This window comes from Anatilimnocola aquadivae (genome assembly GCF_049819085.1).
In the GTDB taxonomy this organism is placed as follows: Bacteria; Planctomycetota; Planctomycetia; order Pirellulales; family Pirellulaceae; genus Anatilimnocola.
The window spans coordinates 1,406,707-1,429,205 of sequence record NZ_CP187419.1; the positions used below are offsets into that span (position 1 = coordinate 1,406,707).

A 22,499-nucleotide genomic window follows, 5' to 3' on the forward strand; every position below is an offset into this window, starting at 1 on the left:
GCGAGCCGTTATGTCGCCCTATCCTGTTGTTCGTCGCGCTTTCACCCTGGTGGAGTTGCTGGTGGTGATTGCCATCATCGGTGTGCTCGTGGCGCTGCTGTTGCCAGCCGTGCAGTCGGCCCGCGAAGCAGCGCGGCGAACCAAGTGCGCGAACCATCTGCGCCAGATCGGCATCGCGGTACACCTGTTCGAAGACTCGAATCGCAAGTTGCCCATCAATCGCTACGGCGATTACGACGATCACATGGCCTTCGGCGGCCCTTACGAGAACAGCAGTTCCTGGAGTTGGCTCGCTTCGATCTTGCCGTATCTCGAACAGGCGAATATCACCAACACGGGCGACATTCCCAATCGGCAACTGAATCAGACGCCGATTATCGAGACCGCGGTAGCTGTGTTCTTCTGCCCCAGCGATGAGTTGGGACGGATCAAGGTCTACAACGAGCAGACCCGCTACTTGCGCCCGCTGCGCACCGGGCTGACGAACTACAAGGGTGTGCAAGGGGCGAACTTCTGTTGGGGCGATTGGGCGAACGGCAGTTCCATCGGCGGCGATTGCGAACCTTGGTGGAAAGGGGACGGCGTGTTCTATCCCATGGATTGGCAGATTCCCAAGAGCACTGCAGCCATCAAAGACGGCACCAGCAATACGTATCTGGCTGGCGAAGATATCTGGAACGAGAAGCGGGCCAACTCGACCGGTCCGGGGCTCGGCTTTTCGTGGGCTCATCCGGTGGAAGCGAACGCCACCGCTGCCTTGCCGCCGAATGCCAAGCGGCCCGATGGTACGCCTTACGCCGATGATGACTGGACCGGGCACAATGGCTTCCGCAGCAGGCATCCCGCGGGTGTGCAGTTTGCCAACTGCGACGCCTCCGTGCGCTTCGTCGCCGATCACACGCCGCTTGGTGTGTATCGTGCGCAGGCGACCATTGATGGGGGCGAGTGAGCAGCTTGAAGGACAGCAGCATGAACCACAACGACGATCCGTGGGTGATTCGCACAGACTTCTCGAATCCATCTGCTTGGGAAGAAGTTTGCCAGATGATTACCTCGCCGCAAACCGCGGACAATTTCTATGCCAATGTTCGCCTTGTGAGCGATGAATATTGGCGAGATAAGGAGCCGGAAGCAATTCTCGCAGAGCTTGCAGATGACGAGCTTTTGTTTGTGGTCGACCGACTCTGCTTGAGCGATCCGGAGCACCCGGTCTTGGTCCTGGGTTCCGCACTCGTGTGGGACGAAGAGGCAAATGACGAGGGTTTGCCGCCGACAAAGTTCGTGATGTTTCGTGCGCTGCCCAGCACGATTCAAGCCATTGAGAACAATGTCACCATCGGCAATATGGGCCTTGAAGAATTCGCCGACGGCGTGGATGCCGACGGCGTGTTTCGGTGTTTTTCGGATGCTTGATTTCGCCGACGCCGATTCACGCACTAAAAACCGCGGCGACGGCTAAGGTTTCGTTGCGGCCAAGGCGATTGCATGGCATAATCGACGCTCGCGCGGGCGACGATCGTTCGGCCGCCTGCGATGCGAGTGTAACTCAGTGGTAGAGTAGTACGTTCCCAACGTACCTGTCGTGGGTTCGATCCCCATCACTCGCTCTCGAACCCCGTGACGGCAACAGCGCGGGGTTCGTTCGTTTCTTGTCAGTCATTCGCCGCGTCGGACTACGTGGGAAGTTAGCGACTGATCATTTCCATGACGCGGCCATCGCGCGAGAGACGCATGGTGCTGCTGCCCGTGTAGGCGGCCGCTTGGCCCTGCTCGTCGAGTTGCACGTATTGAACTTGCACTCGATAGCCTCGCTCGGTCCGTTGCACATTGAACTCTGCCGGGCGATGTTCGCCGGTTTGCGACTGCAGGTGCTCGCGGACGATGTTCTGGGCCCATTGAGTTTCTTCGGCCGTTGCGGGCTGCGCTGGGGAGCGTTGCATCTCGCCCGCCGTTCGCGCGGGTGCAGCGCCGTTCCAGCGATCAGCCTGCGGAGATCGCGACGGCGAACCTTGGCCGGCTATGGTGCGTGGTTCGAAGCCCGGTGGGCGACTATTCGGACGAGCCTGCTGGCCATTCCAGGGGAGTGTGTTCCCCGCCTGACCATTGGCATCGGGCCGTTGTGCGTCCGGTCGTTCCCACTCGGGACGTTCGCCGGGGCGAGCCGGGTAGACGCCGCTGGGCCGGGAGGTGGGTCGTCCTTTGCCGTAGCTGCCGCGCGGGCGACGATGGAGCGCATCGCGGTTGGTCTGTTCGATTTCAGCAGGAGCTGGATTTTCTTCGTTAATCAGCGCTGCTACTTGTTCCACTTCTTCCGCCGTTGCCGGTGGTGGATCGATGCGGACGACCGTCGGTACCGACACTTCGCGTTGCACGGGCACACCCTCGGAGGTGGTCCCCATTTCGATCTGCGACTCGTTCACGACTTCCCACCGCGGACCGAAGTGGTACACGGCGTAGTACATCATTTTGGCTTGGGTCTCGTCGACGCCGCCGCAGCGACAAGCCTCGTAGAACATGCGGTGGACATCTTCCCACGACTGGTTCATCTCGTGGCAACCGACATCGTGCACGACGGAGGCGTTGCGATACTGCCCTTCGAACGGGCCGCCAATCACCGACCAGAAGGCTGCGGGAATCGAAGCTCCGTTGACGACGGCTCCGGCGGGAGCTTGCCAGGGACGGTTCTGAGAATCGTAATAGACAAAGTTCTCCCGCAGGGTCATGTTGCGGCCGTCGTTGTCCCACACGGCCACAATATCCCCTTCGAACCGGCCATAGCTGGTTGCCTCGGGTACGGGGGCCACTTCGCAACCTACCAGCAGCAAGGCGGCCAGCCAGAGCGGCAACATCGAAATTCGCATGACTTCCCTCCTGGAAGAACTCGCCGGGATTCAATCGGGGGCCAATCATTCCGTAATTGTCGCCAGCTGACAATGCGAATGTCGGTATCAGGGTGCTAGCAAGCAGGCGGTAGCATCGCTGCAATCACCAGCGCCGTAGACTACGATGGCCTTGTTGGCTCCTGATTCGAACACTTCAAGCTGGCGCTGTGTCCCTCGACTCGCGCTCGTAAACATTTGGCGGTGTATGTCTGCGAAACACATTCTCGTCGTCGAAGACGAACGCCATTTGGCCGTGGGGATCAAATTCAATCTGGAAGCCGAGGGCTTTCAGGTCACGACTGTCGGCGACGGCCCGTCGGCGCTGCGTCTGATCGACGAAGGCGAAAACGACTTCGACCTGATCATTCTCGACCTGATGTTGCCCAGCATGAGTGGCTACGCGGTCTGCGAAACCATTCGCAACAACGGCAACGATGTGCCGATATTGATCCTCAGCGCCCGGACCCTCACCGAGGATCGCACGCGGGGCTTTAATGTCGGCGCCAGTCAGTACCTGACCAAGCCCTTTGATCTGGATGAACTGCTCAGCCGGGTGAAGAACCTGCTGACGCACTTTCCCCGGCGTCGCTATACCGAACGCGTGATGCCAACCAAGATCACCTCGTTCGAGTTCGGCGAGGCGAAGATCGACTTCCCGCGCTTTCACCTGCAGATCGACGGCAAGGAAGTTCAGCTCACCAAGCGCGAGTGGGAACTGCTGCAGTACTTTGTCGAGCACGAAGGACGTCTAATCCCGCGTCAAGAGTTGCTGCAAAATGTCTGGCAAATGCCGGGGCATATTCAAACGCGGGCCGTCGATCAGTTCATCCTGCGCCTGCGCAAGATCTTCGAGCACGACCATGCGTCGCCGAAGTACTTTCTGACGGTACGCGATATGGGCTATCGGTTTGTCAAACAGCCCGACGCGGAGATTGTGGAATCAACCGCCGGGCATACCCCGGAAGCATGAAGTAACCAAGCGAATGAAAATCCTGCTGATGATTACCTGCCTGGGCGACGTGATGCGTCCGGGAGCGGGCATTGCCACGGTCAAGCTGCTGCGGCGATTGGGGCACGAGGTGGAGTTTCGCAGTGCGCAGACCTGCTGTGGCCAGCCAATGTACAACAGCGGGTATGCCGATCTGGCGCGCGAGCAGGCGAAGCACACGATCGGGGTGTTTGCCGGCGATGACCCCGTGGTGGTGCCTTCGGGCAGTTGTGCCGCGATGGTCAAGATCGAGTATCCGCACCTGCTCGAACACGACGAGCCTGCTCATGCGGCCGCGTTGCAACTTTCGGCCCGCACGTTCGAACTGAGCGACTTTCTCGTCAATCAATTGAAGGTCACCGATGTCGGCGCCAAGTACAACGGTAAGGTTGCGTACCACTTTGCTTGCCACTTGCGGATGCTGCGGCAACAGACCGAAGCCGAAACGCTGATTCGGCATGTGGAAGGCGCGGAGTTAATGCCGCTGCATCATCAGGATCAATGCTGCGGTTTCGGTGGTTCGTTCGCGGTTCGTTACCCGGGCGTCAGTGGCAATATGGTTGACGACAAAATGAAGTGCGTCCTGGCGACGGAAGCCGATTGTCTTGTCTCAACGGACGCGGGCTGTTTGATGAACATCGGCGGCCGCTTGCATCGCGAAGGGAAGACCATCGAGGTGCTGCACTTGGCCGAGTTACTCGACCGGCGGTGATATTATCCGCTAGGTAGCCCGACGCGTCGGCGAGAGAGCTTCGCCAAGTTGCGTGGTTGCACAGATCTTGCTCACCTTGGCGCATCCCTAAGAACGGCTTTCAAAGCCTGGCCGCCGCGTTTAACGTCGAGCGTAATCGATTTGTCGCCCAGTGGAAAACTCAGTTCCCTCAGCCACTCGACGTCAGCATCTTCTGACGCAGCCACGCCGTTGACTGCAGAGATTTCATCGCCAACGGTGATACCCGCTGCGGCAGCCAAACTTCCGGGCACAACACTGGTAACGGTCCAATTCCCGACTGATTGAGCGTGATAAACGATGCCGCATCGATCGCCATTGTCACGTGATTCGAAACGGCGGCTTGGTTCCCAATAGGACTTGCGATTCTTGAAGTCCAATGTCACGCGATAGCGACAGAGGTAGGGAAGGCCAATGAGGTTCTGTTCTGCATCCGCGAAAACGACGTTCTTCACTTCGTGTTTTCCCAAAGAGATTGACGGGTAGCAAATCTGCTCTTGAAAGGTGATTGCGTCGTACACGTCATGCGACTTTAGAATTACGCCAGTATTTATTGCGGCGGGTTCTTTGCTCAGCAAGTTGAAATCGGCTGTGTTTACGCGAATGCACGATATAAGTCCGGTATCAATCATAAACATAGCTGGTCGATGCGCCCCCACCTTGAGCTGAACATAAGGTAGTCCTGCTTCACTGAAACTAATCGGGATCGATTCTCCGCTGGGCACTTCGTCGCTGTCAGCGTCAATAAGCATCATCACTCCGTGATCGAAGTCGAGATGTACTTGAAATCGGGCAAGCACATCCATGCCGACAATGCCAGTCACGTTCGTCCCGCTTCCTCGGGCAATGTGCGCCAGGTCGAGTAAATAAGCCGATTTGATCCAGTCACACTTCATGGTTCCAAAGCAAAATTCGTGAAAGGCAATCGTCTCCAGCGACTGCCTGCCAGCCACCGTTTTGCGGTGTTTTCCTGGCATCGAGAGGAAGGTTGCACTTGCGCCCGTGTCAATCGCGAAGGAATGCTCGTTTGCATCAATTTGAACAAGAGACCGTAGCGGCTTTCCGTTCGTCGCTATCGGGTTCGTGGCTAGCAAGCGACGCGGCTTCCACGGAGGCTTGATCTTGCTGGCAGACCGGACGGCTGACGGCTCTTGGCCAACCGCGATGGCGCCGCCGATATCGATACCGAGCACGAGCAGGAGAACAAGCGTCAGACGCTGGGCCATGCAAAAATCCTCGGGCGAGGGTCTTGGCCAAGGTGGGAAAGAGAGGTGGGCCGTAGCCGTTATCGTACTCGGTGGGCGAGGGAAAGTCTTGCGTTTGAAGTTTGGCCCGTTCAGGCATCAAAGGGCACGGCGGCGGTAAAATCACGACCAGTCGAGATGGCGTGGCCCGGTGCTTGGTTGCTGGCTGCGGCTATGCCCGCTTTTGGCGCTTCGGCATGGTCTTCTTAGGGAGTGGGGTGGCTTTCGCTTTAACGGTTTTGGGCCTGCTAACCTTAAGAGGCAGCGTGGCACGAGTTTTGGCTGTCTTGGCCGGCAGTTGCCGTTTCGGTTTGCTCGCCACCTTCCGCTCAGCTTTGAGACGTTTGAGTGCTCCGAGCGCTTCCTTGCACAGCGGTTCAAAGTAGCGGGGAATTACCGCCAGTCCTTCGTGTACCACCTTGTTGCGAATATGTGCGATGGCGCGTATTTCCCAACAGAGTGTTGGACTCAACTGACTCTCGACCGAACGGACCATTTCGCCCAGCCCGCGGCCCTCGGCGTTGAAAACCTTGTGCAGCAGCATCTGCAAGTCGGAATATCGACGATTAACGGTCTCGTGCGTCGTCATGTTTGAGAATCATCTCGCTGGAGGCGGGGCTAAAGCAAAGGGCTCACAGGGTAGTTCGAAGCGGCGGTAGGTTAACGGTGGAAGGCGATCCTGTCCAGCGAGTTTACGCCTTCAAATCGAACTGATATTGCCCAGCCTTCGCCAGCCATAGCAGCTTAAAATACCGCCGCGCTTACCTGGTCATGGATGCACCCTTTCTTCGCACAGCAGCATCTCCTGCGCGTGCTCGGCATCGATACCGGCGGCAACATCGTGGAAGGAGAGGCGGGCCGCAGTCGTTATCGTACTCGGCCGAGAGGGAAAGGCTCGGGTTGGCGAGTGGGGCAATGCCCTTTTAAGAGTGCCTGGTCCAGTCATGGGCTCGCGTTTGTTTTTTGGCTACGCCGCAACTGTTGATAGAATACTTTCATGTCGAGCCACGAATTCGGGCGTAGCTTTCGATGCAAGCTTTCTAGTGGCCAGTAGAGCCAGGCACAGTGTCGTGGTTGGCATCTGTAGAACACGGTTTCGCCGGCGGCGCTCACATTGCCAAACCCGTCATCAGGCGGGAATAAGTGGATCCCGCGTGGCGCAACCAGTGCTAGATAGCTCCCCACGTATAGAACGGGCAAGAGCAGTAAAACGGCTGCGATCATCGGTGCGACGTGGCGTTTCACTTGTCCAGTACCTCCTGTTCCTCGATCTGCCACTTTCCATCGGCTTTCTTCATTCGGAAGAATTCGCCGCCTCCATCCGAGTTTTCATTGCTCCGGCCAATCAGGACAGTAACTCGATTCTCTGCTCGCTTATTGATCTTGATAACGAGATACTTCAAAGTCGAATGTTCGCGTGCAATGCGGGCAGCGTCAATTAAGTCGGCAGAAATCGCCGCTGCAATGCTGGCAAGTTCAATTCGTAGACGAGTTCGCTCCACTCACCAGCCAGCCGCAAGCGATACGACCAAGATGAGCCAGAATAAGTCCCGCAGGTTAAGTTTCATGCACTACTGCCCTGTTGATCGCTTCACGGGAATCGGTGCGAAATGCGGCTCACGCTTTGGTACGTCTTGAGGGAACAGCAGTTCAAACACCGCCCCGCCGACGAGTGACAAGAAGAATACGCCACCGACGGCAACCAAAAACAGGCATCCGAGTCGCGGCAGGTGATGCAGCAGTCCATCGCGTGGCTCATCGGCTGACGCATCGGGGGACTCGTAGGGATTAATGTCCATCGCCGCATTCTAGTCGCACGCGAAATAGGGTTGCCACAAGAGATGCGTGTGAGAGTATTACCCAGGGTGCGCGGAGTACCGCGCACCCTGGTCTAGGTTGTGCCACGCCTTCGGCGTGAAGAGGAATCGGCTACAGCTACCCAGCATTGAGAAGCCAGCAGAACGCGGTAGGCAAATTGAAATCTCACCACGCCCAACATGCTAACGATCCTGAATCAGAATCCCCATCACCGATGGTTGGTGCTTATTCAAAAGGTGTCGCATGTTTTTGCTGGAATAGAATGATAAAAAACTCTCCACATCCCCGCTTTGGACATCCACAGCATGTACTGATCCGCTGAACTGTGCCGTGGAGAAGTTGATGTTCAGCGCGGTGGGGTCTTCGCTCTCATCGCTGAATGAAAACTCCGTTCCTGACAATTGACCCAGCCAGGATCTGAAAGCAGCGAGTGACTCATCGGCAACAAAGACGATGGAGTTGGCCACGCCCTGCCAGTTGTATTCCAAGGGGAGCGCTTCAAGCGTTGCTGGCGACAAGTAGGCAGCGAGCGGACTCTTCTCTGTATTGCGGATCGGTTCATCCCAGCAATCGGTCTTCCAGACAAATTCTCCCTGCCTGTTGATGTACCCCTTGCAGGCTCCTTGCTGCACCAACGCCAGTTCGCCACGAAAGTCCTCGCCCCGATCGAATTGCAGCGGAATGGCAAGTTCACCGCTGACGTTCACATAGCCGACTTTGTCTTGAGAGCGGATCGTTGCCAGGCCGCCGGAGAATCGTCCCGCGTCAAATTCAATGCCAAGATTAATTTCTGCCACACAGTTGCCGCTTCGATCAACGACAAAATGCATTCCTCCCTTTTGGCCGGTTGCATAATCGCCACCTTCCAAGTCACTCAGTTGGTCGAACTGGAGCGGGATCACAACCGTGCCGCTGGTATCGATGTAACCCACTTTGCGGTCCTTCACCACGCGCGCGAGGCCCGCTGCAAATTTGCCAATTCCCGAAAAGCGACCAGCGCGGATAATAGTCTTGCCCTTCGCATCGATGACCTCGGGTTGCCAATCGCCAGCGCGGTCCTGAACGTCAAGAACACATAGCCCATCTGAAAATCCGGAGGCCACAAAACTACGTTTTGCTGGAATCACAAATTCGCCAGCGAGGTTGATGAAGCCGGTCCGCTTTGGCCCAAAGGGAGAGCCGTCAGCGCGTGGCAGAGAAACGCAAGCCAAGCCCTCCGAAAAGTCGCTGGCATCTGCAAATTTGGGTGGAATGACAAGCTGTCCGGTGCGATCGATGTAACCGCTCAGGCCCGTGGCATCGCCAAGATGGAATCTCGCGTAGCCGTCGTGAAAGTCGTCGTAGGAATAGTCGTTACGGTCTCCTGGAAACCGGAACTTCGGTGGCGGTCCTGGACCGATGACAAACTCCCCGCGCTCGTCGATGAAACCACTCGCCCGACGCTCGAATAGTTGATCCTCTTCCGTCGGTCCTGCCACCTCGACCTTGGCAAGCCCTTCCGAGAAATGCCTTGCGGCGAGGAATTGCGGCTGAATCGCCACGTTGCCGTTTGTGTCGATACATCCCAAAACCCCTGCGACCGAAATCGGAAAACGAGAAGGGACTGCAGTCGGCATCATGAAAGCTTCTTTGCTGCGAATAGGGCAGGGTTCGCAAATCACACAACAGGCTATGTCATCCCACTATCAGGTTCAATCCGATTGGAACTGCCCCTTTATTCGCACAGCAGCATTTCGCCTTCGTGGAAGAAGAAGACTGCGCGCTTGCCCGGAACGAGGGAGTAGATGCTGTCGTACATCGGACCGACGAGCATGATGTCGTCGGTCGAAATCAGTTTGGGATCGCCGGTGAACTGATCATAAATGCCGAAGGCAGTGGGTCCGGGTTTCCACGGCCATTTCACTTCGCGGCACTTTGCGCGGTCGAGATCGGCGTGGAGTTTATGGGAGTTGTGACGAGTCTTTTCGGTCGGCTGCAGCAGCAGGAACAGCCAGCGGTCACGGCGAGGCTTCTGCACGAAGGCAGTCACGAACGCGCGCGCGTGCGCTTCCCACAGCGCCAGGTCGGCTGGCTCTGCGGCCGTCAAGATTTTGTCGCGATCGAACTGCATACGAAATACACCCAAGCGATTTGACAAAGAATCAGAGCTAGGTCAGATTTCAGTTCCTTCGGTTGTACAAGGGAACCAGGCCATTCCTGGATACGTGCAGAATGGCGGGTGCGCAATTCTTTGTCAACTAGAAAATTATAAACACACAATACTTACGGTTGTTGTTCACATTTCAGTTGTTTTTGGTTATCACATGGCAGTCGGGATTGCACTACTTAGGGAAGAGTGTTTGCCGTAAGGGCGATTCAATGATTTGGGCGAGGCGTCGTCGGTCGCTGGCAAAAGTGAGCAAAAACAGGTTATCAAATGGTTATCGACTTGCAGCGTGATTGCTGGTTATCACCACGCGGAAGTGACGGCCGGCGAAAGGCTTAAGTGGCGTCGCCGAATTTCAAAAAAACGCGAAAAAAGTTATCAAACAGCGAGCAGCAAACTGGATGATCTGGAACGCAAAAGGAAGGCGAGTTAGGGAGCCGAGTTGACCCTTGGGAAACGGCTGAAAAGTGGCGAAATGGTTATCAAAAATGGTTATCAAACGCGTGGCAGCCAGCGGAGGTGCAAATTGACATCTGCGCGGCTGCATGTTCAGATTAAGATCTGCCGATGGATCAGTGGGGTCGTTCACCTGTCTGTCATCCCCTGGCCTCTCCCCGCCCGCCACTCCGCCTGGAGTTCCCGCCGATGAAGTCAACTCTCTCTACTGCGAATCAAACCTGTTCGGGACCGATCGCCCGCCGTTCGTTCTTGCAGGCCGGTGCTGTCGCATTCTCGGGCCTGGGCATGGCCGATTTGCTGCGACTGAAGGCTGCGGCGGCGCAGTCGGATCCCGATACGAGTGTGATCTTTGTGTGGCTGCCCGGTGGGCCGCCGCACATGGAAACCTTCGACATGAAGCCGAACGCTCCCGAGGATTATCGGGGGACGTTCCGGCCGATTCATACTAACGTGCCGGGCATCGACATTTGTGAACACTTGCCGCTGCTGGCCAAGTGTGCCGATAAGTATTCGCTGATTCGCTCGATCGCTCACAAGTTTGCCGATCACGGCGGCGGGCATAAGCGGTTTATGACCGCTCGCGATCCCAAGGAGCCCACCGGCTTTGTGAATGACTATCCGGCCGTCGGTTCGATGATCGCGCGGATGCGCGAGCATGTGAATCGCGGCTTGCCGAACTACATTCTGGAAGTTGATAACGGCCGGCAAGGGATCGATACGTTCAGCTTGGGGACGGCGTATCTGGGAGCGGCCTATGCTCCGTTCGCGGTGCCGGGCGACCCGAGCGAGCAGAACTTCAAGGTGCAGAACGTCTCGCTGGCCGCCGAGATGGAAAATCGACTGAGCGACCGGACGCAGTTGCTGCAAGGTCTCGACCGGCTGCAGCGAAAGCTCGATGCCAGCGGACGAATGGACGCGCTCGATCAATTCAGCGGCAAGGCGGTCGACCTGCTCACCAGCCCCAAGGCCCGCGAAGCGTTCGATTTCTCCAAAGAACCGGAGCACATCAAAGATCGCTACGGCAAGCATGCGTGGGGCTATCGCGCGCTGATGGCTCGCCGCCTGGTGGAGGCGGGTTGCTCGTTTGTGAATGTGATTATGGAGAACCCGTATGTTTCCGGAGTCGGCTCGCTGAAGAATGGCACCTATAACTGGGATTCGCACGCGGTGAATTGCCACCTGTTCGATGACGCGCTCGTGCGGTTGCCGCTGCTCGATAAGGTGATCTCGGCGCTGATTCAAGATCTATTCGAGAAAGGTCTCGATAAGAAGGTGCTGCTCGTTGTGACGGGCGAGTTTGGCCGGACACCGCGAATCAGCAATACGGTGGGCTCGCAGACGGGCATCATGCAACCCGGCCGCGATCACTGGCCCGGTGCGATGAGCGTGCTGGTTTCCGGCGGCGGCCTGAAGATGGGAACAATCGTCGGAGCCACGAACACCAAGGGCGAATACCCGATCGACACGCCGCTGAGCCCCAACGACTTGTGGTCCACGATGCTGAAGCACCTAGGGATCAACCAGAACCACAACTTTCTCGATCACAACGGCCGGCCGATGCCGCTGCTGCCCGATGGAGCGCCGATCGCTCAGCTGGGGTAGCGGAAATGGTCGAGTCAGTGTTGCTTGGTGTCACTCGCGAAAATCACGCCTGTTCGGCTTGCGCCTTTTTGGCGATCTCGAGCAGCTGGCGTGGATTGGCGGCGTAAAACTCAGTGAAACCGCATGCTCCGCAGACCTCGGCATGTAAGCGATAGGAGACAGCACCTTTGAAGACAAATGCATCGGGATGGCGATAGACGGTCACCGCAAGTTCGAGGGCCTGATTGCCGTGTCCGTGGTCGATAATTCGTACATCCGGGATCATTTCCCGGCACCCGCACTTCGCACACTCGTAATCTTTCATCGTTCTTCCTGTTGCCCGCTAGGTACATTGTTGCTTAGAGGAGAATTCGGGATTGGGCGGGCGTTATTGTATGGCAGCAGTACCAGCGACCGTTCGTTTCCGCAGGCTGTGCGTAAACCAGCGGTTGCAACTTTCCGCTTAGGTTGACGTTCACCCGGCTCGAATCCTAAAATCGCTTGCTTCCCTTGTCGGACGTTTTGTGCCGAGCAGTGTTCTTCGTCAAGACTGTAACCCATGTTTTATCTGTCGGCGAATAATGGCCCCCAAGCCGGCAAACGCTACGAACTTCGGACCGATCGCACCATCATGGGGCGGCATCCAGAGTGCAATATCGTTATCGAAGTCGGCGCGGTCAGCCGTCAGCATGCTGCTGTGGTGCGCAAAGGGTCCGACTATTTCCTCGAAGATTTAAACAGCCGCAACGGCACCTTCCTGAACGAAGAGCCGACCAAAGTCGAAGGACAACGACTGCTGAAACCGGGAGATGTGGTGCGGGTGTGCGAGGTCTCGTACACGTTTCACGCCGACACGCCGGTTCCCTTCAAGCCGATGCCCGGCAAGCTGGGCATCACCGATGGTGCCGGCCTCGGTACGTTGATGGTGGACGACGAAGGTGGCACGCCCAACTCGACGATCATGTCGAAGCTGGATGTCTCGACATCAAGTCGCGGCAGCGTGCATATCGCCGCGAGTGCCGAAGTGAAACTTGCGGCTCTCGTCGAGATTACGCAGAACCTGGGAAAGGCCCTCGCGCTCGACGAAGTGTTGCCGCAGATTCTCAAGAGCCTGTTCAAGATCTTTGTGCAGGCCGATCGTGGGTTCATTGTGCTCGAAGAACCAAACGGCCAACTGGTGCCCAAGTGGGTTCGCCTGCGACGCGAGGACTCGAACGATTCGCTACGGATCAGCAAGACGATTGTGCGGCACGTGATGGAGTCGCGCCAGGCGATTCTCTCGGCCGATGCCGCTTCGGACGAGCGATTTGAATTGAGCCAGAGCATCGCTGATTTTCGTATTCGCTCGATGATGTGCGCGCCGCTGATCGACAACGATGGGAAGGCCTTTGGCGTGCTGCAGATCGATACGCTCGATCAGCGTCAGCGGTTTCAGCCAGAAGACCTGGAGTTGCTGGTGAGTGCTGCCTCGCAAGCGGCGATTGCGATCAACAATGCTCAGTTGCACGAGTCGGCCCTGCATCAGCGGGAACTCGATCACGACATGAAGGTTGCCCGCGATGTGCAACTCGCTTTCTTGCCCACCAGCAAGCCGGCGCTCGCGGGGTATTCGTTTTACGACTACTACAATCCGGCCGAGCAGATCGGCGGTGACTACTTCGACTACATTCCGCTGCAGGATGGTCGGCATGCGATTGTCGTGGCCGATGTCGTTGGTCATGGTGTCGCCGCAGCTTTGCTGATGGCCAAGCTGTCGGCCGAAACGCGCTCCAGCCTGCTGAGCGAAGCGAGCCCTTCGATCGCGATGACCAAACTGAACGAACGGCTGAGCCAATTGAACATTCAGCGATTCGTGACGATGATTCTGGTGGTTGTCGATCCCACGACGCATCGCGTGCAAATGGTCAACGCCGGGCATATGTCGCCGCTGCATCGCAAAATCGACGGCACCATCGACGAACCTGCCGAGAAGATCGCCGGGCTGCCGCTGGGCATTATGGACTCGGTCGAGTACGAACAGACGGAGATTCAACTCGGTGCCGGCGAGTCCCTGACGCTGTACACCGACGGCATTAACGAATCGATCGACGCCGAAGGGAAGTTCTTCACCATCGATCGCCTGCGCGACCATGTTCGCCTGCCCGAACAATCGATCTCCAGCTTGGGCCAATTGATTGTCGACGACGTGAGGCGGTTCCTCGGCCGCGCCCCGCAAAACGACGATATGTGCCTGGTCTGTTTTGGGCGTAGTTAATTTGCTGTGAACCTTGTCGCGGCGGCGTGTGTCCTTCTCGTCGCCTATCGGCATTTCGTGGTTTCGGCTGCCCTGGTTTTACTCGTGGTGGAGAAAAGATCGCCCCCGCCTTTTAGTTGCTATGCGGGTGGCGATTGGGCAACAGAATCACAAATCCCAATTTGGCTGCTCGTGGCAGCCAGGGAGTTTCTCGGACATGAACAAGGTTCACGTCAACGTCGGCACGATCGGTCACATCGACCACGGTAAGACCACACTCACAGCCGCAATTCTTGCGGTGCAGTCGAAAAAAGGCTTGGCAAAGGCGCAGTCGTATGCGCACATTGCTCGTGGCGGGATTACTCGCGACGCGACCAAGACGGTCACCATTGCGACCAGTCACGTCGAGTACGAAACGGCCACGCGGCACTATGCGCACATCGATTGCCCCGGTCACGCGGATTACATCAAGAACATGATTACGGGCGCGGCCCAGATGGACGGAGCAGTGTTGCTGCTGTCGGCCGTCGACGGCCCGATGCCGCAAACGCGCGAGCACATTCTGCTGGCGCGGCAAGTTGGCGTGCCTGAGCTGGTCGTGTTTTTGAACAAGTGCGACCTGGTGGATGATCTGGACTTGCTGGAGCTTGTCGAACTCGAAGCGCGCGAACTGCTGACGCGGTTCGGTTTCGATGGCGACCGCACGCCGTTCATTCGCGGCAATGCGAAAGGGGCGATCGAGGATCCGAGCAACCCCGACGCGAGCCGTTGCATTGAGGAGTTGCTCGATGCGTTGGACAGCACGATTCCTGAACCGAAACGAGCGGTCGACAAGCCGCTGCTGATGCACATCGAAGGTGTTCACACCATCGAAGGGCGCGGCACCGTCGTTACCGGCAAGATCGAGCAAGGTGTTGTGCGAGTTGGCCAACCGGTCGAGATTCTCGGGTTGGGTGAAGTGCTCGAAAGCGTCTGTACGGCAATCGAAGCCTTCAAACAGCCGCTGGAACAAGGTTCGGCTGGCCAGAACGTGGGTCTGTTGCTGCGCGGCATCAAAACCGAGCAGGTGCAGCGTGGACAAGTGGTCGCGGCGCCGCGGTCGATTCGTCCACGGCTGAAGTTCAAGGGTGAGGTTTACGTGCTGAGCAAAGAAGAGGGTGGTCGTCACACGCCGTTCTTCGGTGGGTACAAGCCGCAGTTCTTCTTTCGCACGACCAACGTCACCGGCGAGATTCAGCTCCCGGCTGACCAAGGGATGGCGATGCCGGGCGACAATGCGCAGATCGACGTGTTGCTCGACAAACCCATTGCCGTGAATGTCGGCAGCCACTTCGCCATCCGCGAAGGGGGCCGCACCGTCGGCTCGGGCGTGGTAACGGAAGTGGCGGATTGACGGTGAACCTTGCTGCCAATGATTGGTTCCTCGTGGGTGGAGGCGGAGCAATCCGCCTCCACCTTTTTCTGAAATCGGCACGTTGCACTTGCGAGGTAGGTCAAAATGGAGGCAGTTTTTCTCATTGGCTTGCCCGGCTCAGGGAAGTCTTCGTTCTACAAGGAACGATACTTCTCGACGCACGTGCGCATCAGCCGAGATTTGCTGAAGACTCCTCATCGCTTCGAGCGAATGATGCAACTCTGTCTGGAAACAGATCAGCCCTTTGTAATCGACAATACAAATCCGTCCGTGAATGATCGCGCTCCGCTCATTTCGGCATCGCGCGCCTGGGGATTCATGATTCATGGCTGTTACTTTCAATCGCGAGTCGCTGATTGTTTGCAGCGGAACGCAATGCGCAGCGGAGATGAGCGGGTTCCGGACGTGGCGATCTTGAGCAAGGCCAAGCAACTGCAATTACCGGAGTGGACTGAAGGTTTCGAGCGGCTTTCGTACGTGCGAATCGAGAATGGTCAGTTTGTGGTGGAGGACTGGCAAGATGAAATTCGATGAGCTCGATACGAAGATGCGGGTATTTGAAACGGCCGCTGACTACTGCGTGTTGCCAGGCATTTACATGGTGGCACGCTTGGACGGCCGCAGCTTTACTCGGTTGACGAAAGACATCTGCCAGTTTCAAGCTCCCTTCGACGAGCGTTTTCGGGACTTGATGCTGACAACCGCTGAGTCACTGATGACGTGCGGTTTTCGCGTGCTTTACGCGTACACCGAGAGCGACGAGATCTCGCTGTTGCTCTCGCCTCATGAAAACGTCTTTGGTCGCAAGTTGCGTAAGTACAACTCAACGCTCGCGGGCGAAGCCAGCGCCCGCTTCAGCTTGTCGCTCGGACGAATGGCGACGTTCGACTGCCGCATTTCTCAACTACCAACGAAGGCCCTGGTCGTAGACTACTTTCGCTGGCGCAGTGAAGATGCCGCACGCAACTCGCTCAACGCTTATTGCTACTGGACGCTGCGGCGTGATGGCCTCAGCGAACGTGAGGCAACAGCGCAAACTGCTGGGCATTCTTTAGCGGCGAAGAACGAATTGCTGTTTGAGCGAGGCATTAACTTCAACGACGTTCCGCAATGGCAGAAGCGCGGCGTTGGCTTGTACTGGCGAGATTTCGAGAAGACTTCTCAAAATCCGATCACAGGCGAGAAAGTCGTGGCGCTTCGCCGCCGAGTGGAGCGAAACCTCGAATTGCCGATGAAAGAGGCCTACAACGATTTTGTGCTGGAGATACTTGCCAAAGAATCACCGTTGGATTCGAGTAAGGCTTCGTGAAGCGCAAAGTTGACAGAGCAGCGAATAAATCCCTCCGGGTTGGAAATGCATCATGAGTGCGTGCCGTTCAATCAGTCGCCGCTTCGCCTTGCAGGCCTTTGCCTGCGGAGCGTTATCGCTCTCAACCTTGCGGAACAAGCAACTGCAGGCGGCTGAGGACGCCAAGGAACTGCGTGTCATTGCGTACAACGTGTACGAGTGCACCGGTTGGCCCAAAGAGCGGGCGATGGGCAAGCGAGCGACGGCGCTGGGACAGATGCCGGCGCGATTTGCGCAAGAATTGGCGCTGTACGAGCCGGACATTATCGCCTTCTCGGAGTCCCCGGCGGAGAGCGTGACGAAGGAGATTGCGCGACTGCTGAAGATGCATCACGTCCGCTTTCCGAGTGGCGGAAAGTGGCCTGGGACCTTGCTCAGCCGGTACGAGATTCTCGAATCGCAAAATGCGCCGCTGGGTTTCGAACGCCCGAAGGATCTGTTCACGCGGCATTGGGGACGCGCAGTGATCAAGCTGCCTCATACCGAGTTGGTCCTTCATTCGGCGCACTTGAATCCGTTCCCAGAGTCGGACGTGCGGATGCAAGAGATTCCGGCGATGCTGAAGACGATGGTTGCAGACCAGATGGCGGGACGCTCGATGCTGGTGATTGGCGACTTGAATCATCAGCCCCTGCCGCCGGAGTATCCGCTCTGGGAAAAGGCTGGCTGGATCGATACGTTCACGCAGCTGAACAAAACAGCGGGCCTCACGTTTCGCTCCGATACTCCCGAGAAGCGGCTGGACTACATTCTGGCTTACGGGCCGATTGCCAAGCAGTTGGTGGAAGCAAGACCGCTGTGGGAGGGAGCGTTTCGCGTGAACAATGCCGACGAGCAATCATTCGCGCTCAGCGATCACGTGCCCCAGTTCGCCCGGTTTGAGTGGAGTAAGTAGCAGTGCAGGCACAGTGGGCGGCTCGATCTTGAAGCCAGGCTTCGGGGTCTCTTGATCGAGCCGGTGGTATGCGATGGTGGGAAGTAGTCACTGCTTTGCTGGCGCGTGGCAACCCATCAACGCTCGTGGCAGCCGCCGATGGGTGCCACCGCAAAGAGTGGCGAGCGACTACCGAGCGAACCAGTAGCGCTGGCAGGGCTGGCTGCCATCTGCTGCACTGGCAATGAATCATTCGGGAAAAGATTTGCGAATGATGGTTGCCAATTGCGAACTCGCTTCGTAGAAATCGGCAAGCTCAGCGCTGGCTCGTTCGTAGTCGGCACTGAGGCACTGCGAATTAACGCAGGCAATGCCAGCGGGTATTGCAGACACGACTGCAGCGCAGGGAATTCAAAGCCGCTGCAGCCAGTGAAGCGCATGGATGCGAACCAGCAGATGACCGTTGCCCCGCACTTTTCCATTCGCGGGCGCGGCATCGCAAACTCCTGTCACGAGACTTCGCTATCGGAGACGGCGAAGCAACAGCAAGCGACAGTCCAGGCACATTACTTGGCAGTTCGTACTTGCGTCGCTTCGTCAACGCTCGTGGGCAGGAGAAGGTTCGTTAACCGGGCGAGATGCTTCGCCCAACTCTGGAAGGAATGTTCGCATGATGAAGAATTTGTTTGGTCGGAATCGGCAGTCCACAGCACTCATGAGCGAGCGAAAGGAGAGCCGGCGGCGTAATGGCCAAGACGTGAATCGTCGGAACTTCTTGCAACTCGAATCGCTCGAAACTCGTTGGGCTTTGGCCACTGTGGCCACGGCGATGAACGATGTCTATCACACCCCCATCGACGCCCCATTGGCGATCAGCGGCCCCGGTGTGCTCGCCAACGATGTCAGCTCTGCTCCTGGTCAGCCGATGACGGCCAACTTGTTCAGCGGGCCAGCGCATGGCCAGTTGACGTTCAATACCGATGGTTCGTTTGTCTACACACCCGAAGCTGGTTTCTCGGGGATGGACAGCTTTGTCTATAGCGCCAACGATGGCTCCACCAACAGCCAACTCGCGGCCGTGACGATCAACGTCAGCGAAGGAACCGAGCCGATCTCGGCCAACGATTCCTTTGCTCTTTCGGAAGACGAATCGTTGACGATTCCGGGTGTCACCGGCGTGCTCGCCAATGACGACTCGGCCGCTGGTGCCACAGTCGAGTTGGTCACCGGTCCATCCAGCGGTTCGCTGACATTGGCCACCGATGGCGGCTTCCTCTACACGCCCGAAGCGAACTTCTCCGGCGAAGTGACCTTCACCTATCGGGCCACGAACTCCATCGGAGTCGGCAACGAAGCCACGGTGACGTTGACCATCGAAGCCGTGAACGATGCTCCGATCGCGGCCAACGATTCCTTCAGCGTCGACGAAGATCAGCCCCTGACCGTCACCACCAGCGTGATGACCAACGATTCCGACGTCGAAGGTTCTGCTCTGACTGCTGAACTGGCTAGCCAACCGTTGCACGGCACGGTCACGTTCAATCCCGATGGCACGTTCACGTACCAGCCTGAAGCCAACTTCAGTGGCATCGACGGCTTCAGCTACCTGGTGAACGACGGCGGCAGCAACAGCGAAGTCGCCACGGTCACCATCAGTGTGAATCCGATCAACGACGCGCCCGTTGCTGCAAACGACGAATACTCGATCGACGAAGATCAACCGCTGACTGTCACCGGCACCGGTGTGCTGGGGAACGACAGCGACATCGATAGCGCGAGCCTGACGGCTTCGCTCGTGGCTGGCCCCACCAACGGCACTGTCACGCTCAATGCCGATGGCTCGTTCGTCTATACCCCGGCGGCCGATTTCTCCGGCGCCGATAGCTTCACCTACACGGCCGGAGATGGCACGCTGAGCAGCGAAGTTGCGACGGTGACGATCAACGTCGCGCCGATCAATGACTCGCCCGTTGCTGTTAACGACGAGTACAGCACTCCGGAAGATACCGAACTGGTGATCGAAGCGCCGGGCATTCTCATCAATGACCTGGATCCGGACAGCAGCACACTAAGTGTCCAGATCGTCAACCCACCGCAGCACGGCACCGTCACCTTGGGTGCCGATGGCCGCGTGGTCTACATGCCCAATGCCGACTTCAGCGGCTTGGACGGCTTTAGCTATACCGTCAGCGATGGCACGCTGACCAGCGATGTCGGGACGGTCACGATCAACGTCACTCCCGTCAACGATGCGCCCCTTGGTGTTGCCGATGCTTACACCGTTGCCGAAGATGCCGTCCTCGATGCCACTGCCGGCAGCGTGTTGGCGAACGACACCGACGCCGATAGCACCGTGCTAACGGCCACTCTCGGTACGGGTCCAACCAACGGCACCGTTGCCTTGAATGCCGATGGCACGTTCCTCTACACCCCGGCCGCGAACTTCAGCGGCGAAGATACCTTCACCTACATCGTCAGCGATGGCGAACTGGCCGGTGCGGAAACGACGGTCACGATCACCGTGACTCCGTCGAACGATGCTCCACTCGCCGTCAACGATGAGTATGCAGCCACCGAAGACACCGAACTGGTTGTCACGACCAGCATTCTGGCCAACGACAGCGATCCAGAAGGCGACACACTAGCCGCCTCGATCGTCTCTCAACCGCAGTACGGCACCGTCACGCTGAATGCCGATGGCACGTTCAGCTATACACCGAATGCCGACTTCAGCGGCGTCGATGGATTCAGCTACATGGTGAGCGATGGTTCGCTTTCGAGCGACGTAGCCACGGTGACGATCACGGTCGCACCGGTGAACGATGCTCCGATTGGTGTGGCCGATGCTTACACGATGGCCGAAGACGGCGTGCTCGATGTGGGTGAAGATGGCGTGCTGGCCAACGATACCGATGTCGACAGCACCGAACTGACCGCGACGATGGGGACGGGGCCCGCCAACGGCGTCGTGACCTTCAACGCCGATGGCACCTTCATCTACACGCCCAATGCTAACTTCACGGGCGAAGATTCGTTCACCTACACAGTGAGCGATGGTGAACTGGCCAGCAGCGAAACGATGGTCACGATTTCGGTCGCCTCCGAGAACGATGGTCCCTCCGCTGTGGCCGATGCTTACACCACCGATGAAAACCAGCCCTTGCAAATTGCCGCGGCGGGTGTGCTGAGCAACGACACGGATCCCGATGGCGATCCGCTGACTGCGGCAATCGTCACCGGCCCAACCAATGGAACTGTCTCGTTGGCTGCCGATGGTTCGTTCCTCTATACGCCGAATGCAGGCTTTGCCGGGACCGATACCTTCACGTATGCAGCCGGCGACGGTACGGCCACTTCCGAAGCGATTGTCACCATCACCGTGAACGATGTCATTCAGCCACCCACGACTCTCGGCGATGCGTACAGCATTGGCGAAGACATGGTGCTGGACATGAGTGAAAGCTGGGGCGTACTCGCCAACGACGTCGACCCGCAAGGGACGGCGATGACGGCTGAAGTCGTCACCGGGCCCGCGAATGGTACGCTCGTGCTCGATGCCAATGGTGCGTTCCGTTACACGCCAAACGCCAACTTCAATGGCAGCGATTCGTTCACCTACCGTGCGACGAATGCGGACGGCGAAGTGACCGAAGGCGTGGCCACGATCGTGGTCGAAGCCTTGAACGATGCTCCGCAAGCCGCCGATGATGCTTACTCGGTTGCCGCGGGAGCATCGCTGCAAGTGAGTGTTGCCGAAGGTGTGATTGCGAATGACTCGGACGTCGACGCCGCAACTAGCTTGACCAGCAGCATGGTTGCCAACCTCGTTCAGGGGCCGCAGCACGGCACGCTGGTCTTCAATGGCGATGGTTCGTTCACCTACACGCCAGACGCAGGCTACACAGGTGTCGATACCTTCTCCTATCAGCTGAACGATGGTATGTCGAACAGCCAGGTGGCCCATGCTTCGATCACGGTGAGCCCGGAAGGAGGCAGCGAAGAAAATGTTGCTCCAGTCAGCGCTGCCGATAGCTATACGACCTCGGTCGACCAGACGCTGAATGTCAGCGCACCGGGCGTGCTGAGCAACGACAGCGATCTTAACGGCGACACGTTAACCGCTCAGATTGTTACCAGCGCCGCCAACGGTCAGGTGACTCTCGCCGCCGATGGTTCGTTTGTGTACGTGCCGAATGCGGGCTTCGTCGGCTCGGATTCGTTCACGTACGCTGCCCATGATGGGACCGAAGCTGGTGCTCCGGTTACCGTAACCTTGTCGATCCAGGCTGCCGGGCAAAACACTCGCCCAACGGTGAACAACGACCACTACGTGCTGGTGGGAGATTCGCCGTTCACCGTAAGTGGTCCTGGTGTGCTGGCCAACGACACCGACGCGCAGAACGATTCGCTGATCGCTAACTTCTTTGGTGGTCCGCAGAACGGCACCGTCACCCTCAATGCTGATGGTGGCTTTACCTACACTCCCAACGCAGGCTATGTGGGGACCGATTCGTTCCTGTACTGGGCCTGGGATGGACAGTTAGGCAGTGCGCTCGCCGCGGTGACGTTGCGTGTAACCGCCCCACCAACCACTGAAGCTCCAGAAGCGCCGGAAGAAGGCCTGACCGACGACGACTTCAACGGGTCGGTCGACTGCGTCCTGGCGAATGAAAGCTGGTGGGCCTAATCGATAGGTAGCTTGGGCGAAGCGCCGCGAGCCCATTGCTATTCGTAGTCACTTCAATCCCTCTCCTTGTGCTCGTGAGGAGAGGGTTGTTTTGC

At 57.7% G+C, this 22,499-nt stretch carries 19 protein-coding genes and 1 tRNA gene; 12 read left to right on the forward strand and 8 right to left on the reverse strand.

Features of this window, described 5'->3' with window-relative positions:
• Positions 1–10: 10 nt before the first annotated feature.
• From NA78x_RS05580 to NA78x_RS05590, 3 genes are all read left to right on the forward strand, one after another.
• Positions 11–949, forward strand: a complete 939-nt coding sequence (locus NA78x_RS05580) for a DUF1559 domain-containing protein (protein WP_425617440.1) — start codon at positions 11–13, stop codon at positions 947–949.
• 20 nt (positions 950–969) lie between these two features.
• Entirely contained in the window at positions 970–1,413 is a 444-nt protein-coding gene (locus NA78x_RS05585; RefSeq protein WP_425617441.1) for a DUF6924 domain-containing protein, read from the forward strand.
• A 122-nt stretch (positions 1,414–1,535) separates the two neighbouring features.
• A tRNA-Gly gene (locus tag NA78x_RS05590) sits at positions 1,536–1,607 on the forward strand.
• Between the two features lie 78 nt (positions 1,608–1,685).
• Here NA78x_RS05590 and NA78x_RS05595 read toward each other — a convergent pair.
• Positions 1,686–2,861 carry a DUF1353 domain-containing protein gene (locus NA78x_RS05595; protein WP_425617442.1) on the reverse strand — a complete coding sequence of 392 codons (1,176 nt, stop codon included), beginning with the start codon at positions 2,859–2,861 and terminating at the stop codon, positions 1,686–1,688.
• 226 nt (positions 2,862–3,087) lie between these two features.
• Here NA78x_RS05595 and NA78x_RS05600 point away from each other — a divergent pair, with 226 nt between their 5' ends.
• Together NA78x_RS05600 and NA78x_RS05605 are read left to right on the forward strand one after the other, a co-directional pair.
• The gene (locus NA78x_RS05600) at positions 3,088–3,852 is read left to right on the forward strand and encodes a response regulator transcription factor (RefSeq protein WP_425617443.1); all 765 of its coding nucleotides are present in this window, start codon (positions 3,088–3,090) and stop codon (positions 3,850–3,852) included.
• A 13-nt stretch (positions 3,853–3,865) separates the two neighbouring features.
• Positions 3,866–4,582 (forward strand): (Fe-S)-binding protein, encoded by a 717-nt coding sequence (locus tag NA78x_RS05605; RefSeq protein ID WP_425617444.1) that lies wholly within the window; start codon positions 3,866–3,868, stop codon positions 4,580–4,582.
• Between the two features lie 71 nt (positions 4,583–4,653).
• Here the strand turns inward: NA78x_RS05605 and NA78x_RS05610 are convergent, their stop codons facing one another.
• The 6 genes from NA78x_RS05610 to NA78x_RS05635 all read right to left on the reverse strand — a co-directional run bounded on the left by NA78x_RS05610 (position 4,654) and on the right by NA78x_RS05635 (position 9,772).
• Positions 4,654–5,826: a PDZ domain-containing protein gene (locus tag NA78x_RS05610; RefSeq protein ID WP_425617445.1), complete on the reverse strand. Its 1,173-nt coding sequence runs from the start codon at positions 5,824–5,826 to the stop codon at positions 4,654–4,656.
• Positions 5,827–6,016: 190 nt separating this feature from the next.
• Positions 6,017–6,433 carry a hypothetical protein gene (locus NA78x_RS05615; RefSeq protein ID WP_425617446.1) on the reverse strand — a complete coding sequence of 139 codons (417 nt, stop codon included), beginning with the start codon at positions 6,431–6,433 and terminating at the stop codon, positions 6,017–6,019.
• A gap of 652 nt (positions 6,434–7,085) precedes the next feature.
• Complete coding sequence (locus tag NA78x_RS05620) at positions 7,086–7,346, reverse strand: hypothetical protein (RefSeq protein ID WP_425617447.1); 261 nt, start codon at positions 7,344–7,346, stop codon at positions 7,086–7,088.
• A gap of 69 nt (positions 7,347–7,415) precedes the next feature.
• Positions 7,416–7,643 (reverse strand): hypothetical protein, encoded by a 228-nt coding sequence (locus NA78x_RS05625; protein ID WP_425617448.1) that lies wholly within the window; start codon positions 7,641–7,643, stop codon positions 7,416–7,418.
• 201 nt (positions 7,644–7,844) lie between these two features.
• Entirely contained in the window at positions 7,845–9,281 is a 1,437-nt protein-coding gene (locus NA78x_RS05630; protein ID WP_425617449.1) for a WG repeat-containing protein, read from the reverse strand.
• Positions 9,282–9,376: 95 nt separating this feature from the next.
• A complete protein-coding gene (locus NA78x_RS05635; RefSeq protein WP_425617450.1) occupies positions 9,377–9,772 on the reverse strand; it encodes a hypothetical protein in 396 nt (131 codons plus the stop codon).
• Between the two features lie 681 nt (positions 9,773–10,453).
• Here NA78x_RS05635 and NA78x_RS05640 point away from each other — a divergent pair.
• Complete coding sequence (locus NA78x_RS05640) at positions 10,454–11,869, forward strand: DUF1501 domain-containing protein (protein ID WP_425617451.1); 1,416 nt, start codon at positions 10,454–10,456, stop codon at positions 11,867–11,869.
• Positions 11,870–11,912: 43 nt separating this feature from the next.
• Here NA78x_RS05640 and NA78x_RS05645 read toward each other — a convergent pair whose 3' ends face one another.
• Positions 11,913–12,173, reverse strand: coding sequence for a hypothetical protein (locus NA78x_RS05645; protein ID WP_425617452.1), 261 nt, complete (start codon positions 12,171–12,173; stop codon positions 11,913–11,915).
• Positions 12,174–12,407: 234 nt separating this feature from the next.
• Between NA78x_RS05645 and NA78x_RS05650 the strand changes: the two genes are divergently transcribed.
• The 6 genes from NA78x_RS05650 (at position 12,408) to NA78x_RS05675 (ending at position 22,404) form a co-directional block, all read left to right on the forward strand.
• Complete coding sequence (locus tag NA78x_RS05650) at positions 12,408–14,102, forward strand: SpoIIE family protein phosphatase (protein ID WP_425617453.1); 1,695 nt, start codon at positions 12,408–12,410, stop codon at positions 14,100–14,102.
• A gap of 196 nt (positions 14,103–14,298) precedes the next feature.
• Complete coding sequence (gene tuf, locus NA78x_RS05655; RefSeq protein WP_425617454.1) at positions 14,299–15,474, forward strand: elongation factor Tu; 1,176 nt, start codon at positions 14,299–14,301, stop codon at positions 15,472–15,474.
• A 105-nt stretch (positions 15,475–15,579) separates the two neighbouring features.
• Positions 15,580–16,029, forward strand: a complete 450-nt coding sequence (locus tag NA78x_RS05660; RefSeq protein WP_425617455.1) for an AAA family ATPase — start codon at positions 15,580–15,582, stop codon at positions 16,027–16,029.
• Complete coding sequence (locus NA78x_RS05665) at positions 16,016–16,804, forward strand: tRNA(His) guanylyltransferase Thg1 family protein (protein WP_425617456.1); 789 nt, start codon at positions 16,016–16,018, stop codon at positions 16,802–16,804. The genes NA78x_RS05660 and NA78x_RS05665 overlap by 14 nt, the downstream gene beginning before the upstream one ends.
• Positions 16,805–16,856: 52 nt before the next feature.
• Entirely contained in the window at positions 16,857–17,738 is an 882-nt protein-coding gene (locus NA78x_RS05670; protein ID WP_425617457.1) for an endonuclease/exonuclease/phosphatase family protein, read from the forward strand.
• A gap of 649 nt (positions 17,739–18,387) precedes the next feature.
• The gene (locus NA78x_RS05675) at positions 18,388–22,404 is read left to right on the forward strand and encodes an Ig-like domain-containing protein (protein ID WP_425617458.1); all 4,017 of its coding nucleotides are present in this window, start codon (positions 18,388–18,390) and stop codon (positions 22,402–22,404) included.
• The last annotated feature ends 95 nt before the right edge of the window (positions 22,405–22,499 follow it).

Coding starts and splice junctions, on each gene's coding strand:
- NA78x_RS05580 (WP_425617440.1), top strand. CDS start 11: ATGTCGCCCTATCCTGTTGTTCGTCGCGCTTTCACCCTGGTGGAGTTG.
- NA78x_RS05585 (WP_425617441.1), top strand. CDS start 970: ATGAACCACAACGACGATCCGTGGGTGATTCGCACAGACTTCTCGAAT.
- NA78x_RS05595 (WP_425617442.1), bottom strand. CDS start 2,861: ATGCGAATTTCGATGTTGCCGCTCTGGCTGGCCGCCTTGCTGCTGGTA.
- NA78x_RS05600 (WP_425617443.1), top strand. CDS start 3,088: ATGTCTGCGAAACACATTCTCGTCGTCGAAGACGAACGCCATTTGGCC.
- NA78x_RS05605 (WP_425617444.1), top strand. CDS start 3,866: ATGAAAATCCTGCTGATGATTACCTGCCTGGGCGACGTGATGCGTCCG.
- NA78x_RS05610 (WP_425617445.1), bottom strand. CDS start 5,826: ATGGCCCAGCGTCTGACGCTTGTTCTCCTGCTCGTGCTCGGTATCGAT.
- NA78x_RS05615 (WP_425617446.1), bottom strand. CDS start 6,433: ATGACGACGCACGAGACCGTTAATCGTCGATATTCCGACTTGCAGATG.
- NA78x_RS05625 (WP_425617448.1), bottom strand. CDS start 7,643: ATGGACATTAATCCCTACGAGTCCCCCGATGCGTCAGCCGATGAGCCA.
- NA78x_RS05630 (WP_425617449.1), bottom strand. CDS start 9,281: ATGATGCCGACTGCAGTCCCTTCTCGTTTTCCGATTTCGGTCGCAGGG.
- NA78x_RS05635 (WP_425617450.1), bottom strand. CDS start 9,772: ATGCAGTTCGATCGCGACAAAATCTTGACGGCCGCAGAGCCAGCCGAC.
- NA78x_RS05640 (WP_425617451.1), top strand. CDS start 10,454: ATGAAGTCAACTCTCTCTACTGCGAATCAAACCTGTTCGGGACCGATC.
- NA78x_RS05645 (WP_425617452.1), bottom strand. CDS start 12,173: ATGAAAGATTACGAGTGTGCGAAGTGCGGGTGCCGGGAAATGATCCCG.
- NA78x_RS05650 (WP_425617453.1), top strand. CDS start 12,408: ATGTTTTATCTGTCGGCGAATAATGGCCCCCAAGCCGGCAAACGCTAC.
- tuf (WP_425617454.1), top strand. CDS start 14,299: ATGAACAAGGTTCACGTCAACGTCGGCACGATCGGTCACATCGACCAC.
- NA78x_RS05660 (WP_425617455.1), top strand. CDS start 15,580: ATGGAGGCAGTTTTTCTCATTGGCTTGCCCGGCTCAGGGAAGTCTTCG.
- NA78x_RS05665 (WP_425617456.1), top strand. CDS start 16,016: ATGAAATTCGATGAGCTCGATACGAAGATGCGGGTATTTGAAACGGCC.
- NA78x_RS05670 (WP_425617457.1), top strand. CDS start 16,857: ATGAGTGCGTGCCGTTCAATCAGTCGCCGCTTCGCCTTGCAGGCCTTT.
- NA78x_RS05675 (WP_425617458.1), top strand. CDS start 18,388: ATGATGAAGAATTTGTTTGGTCGGAATCGGCAGTCCACAGCACTCATG.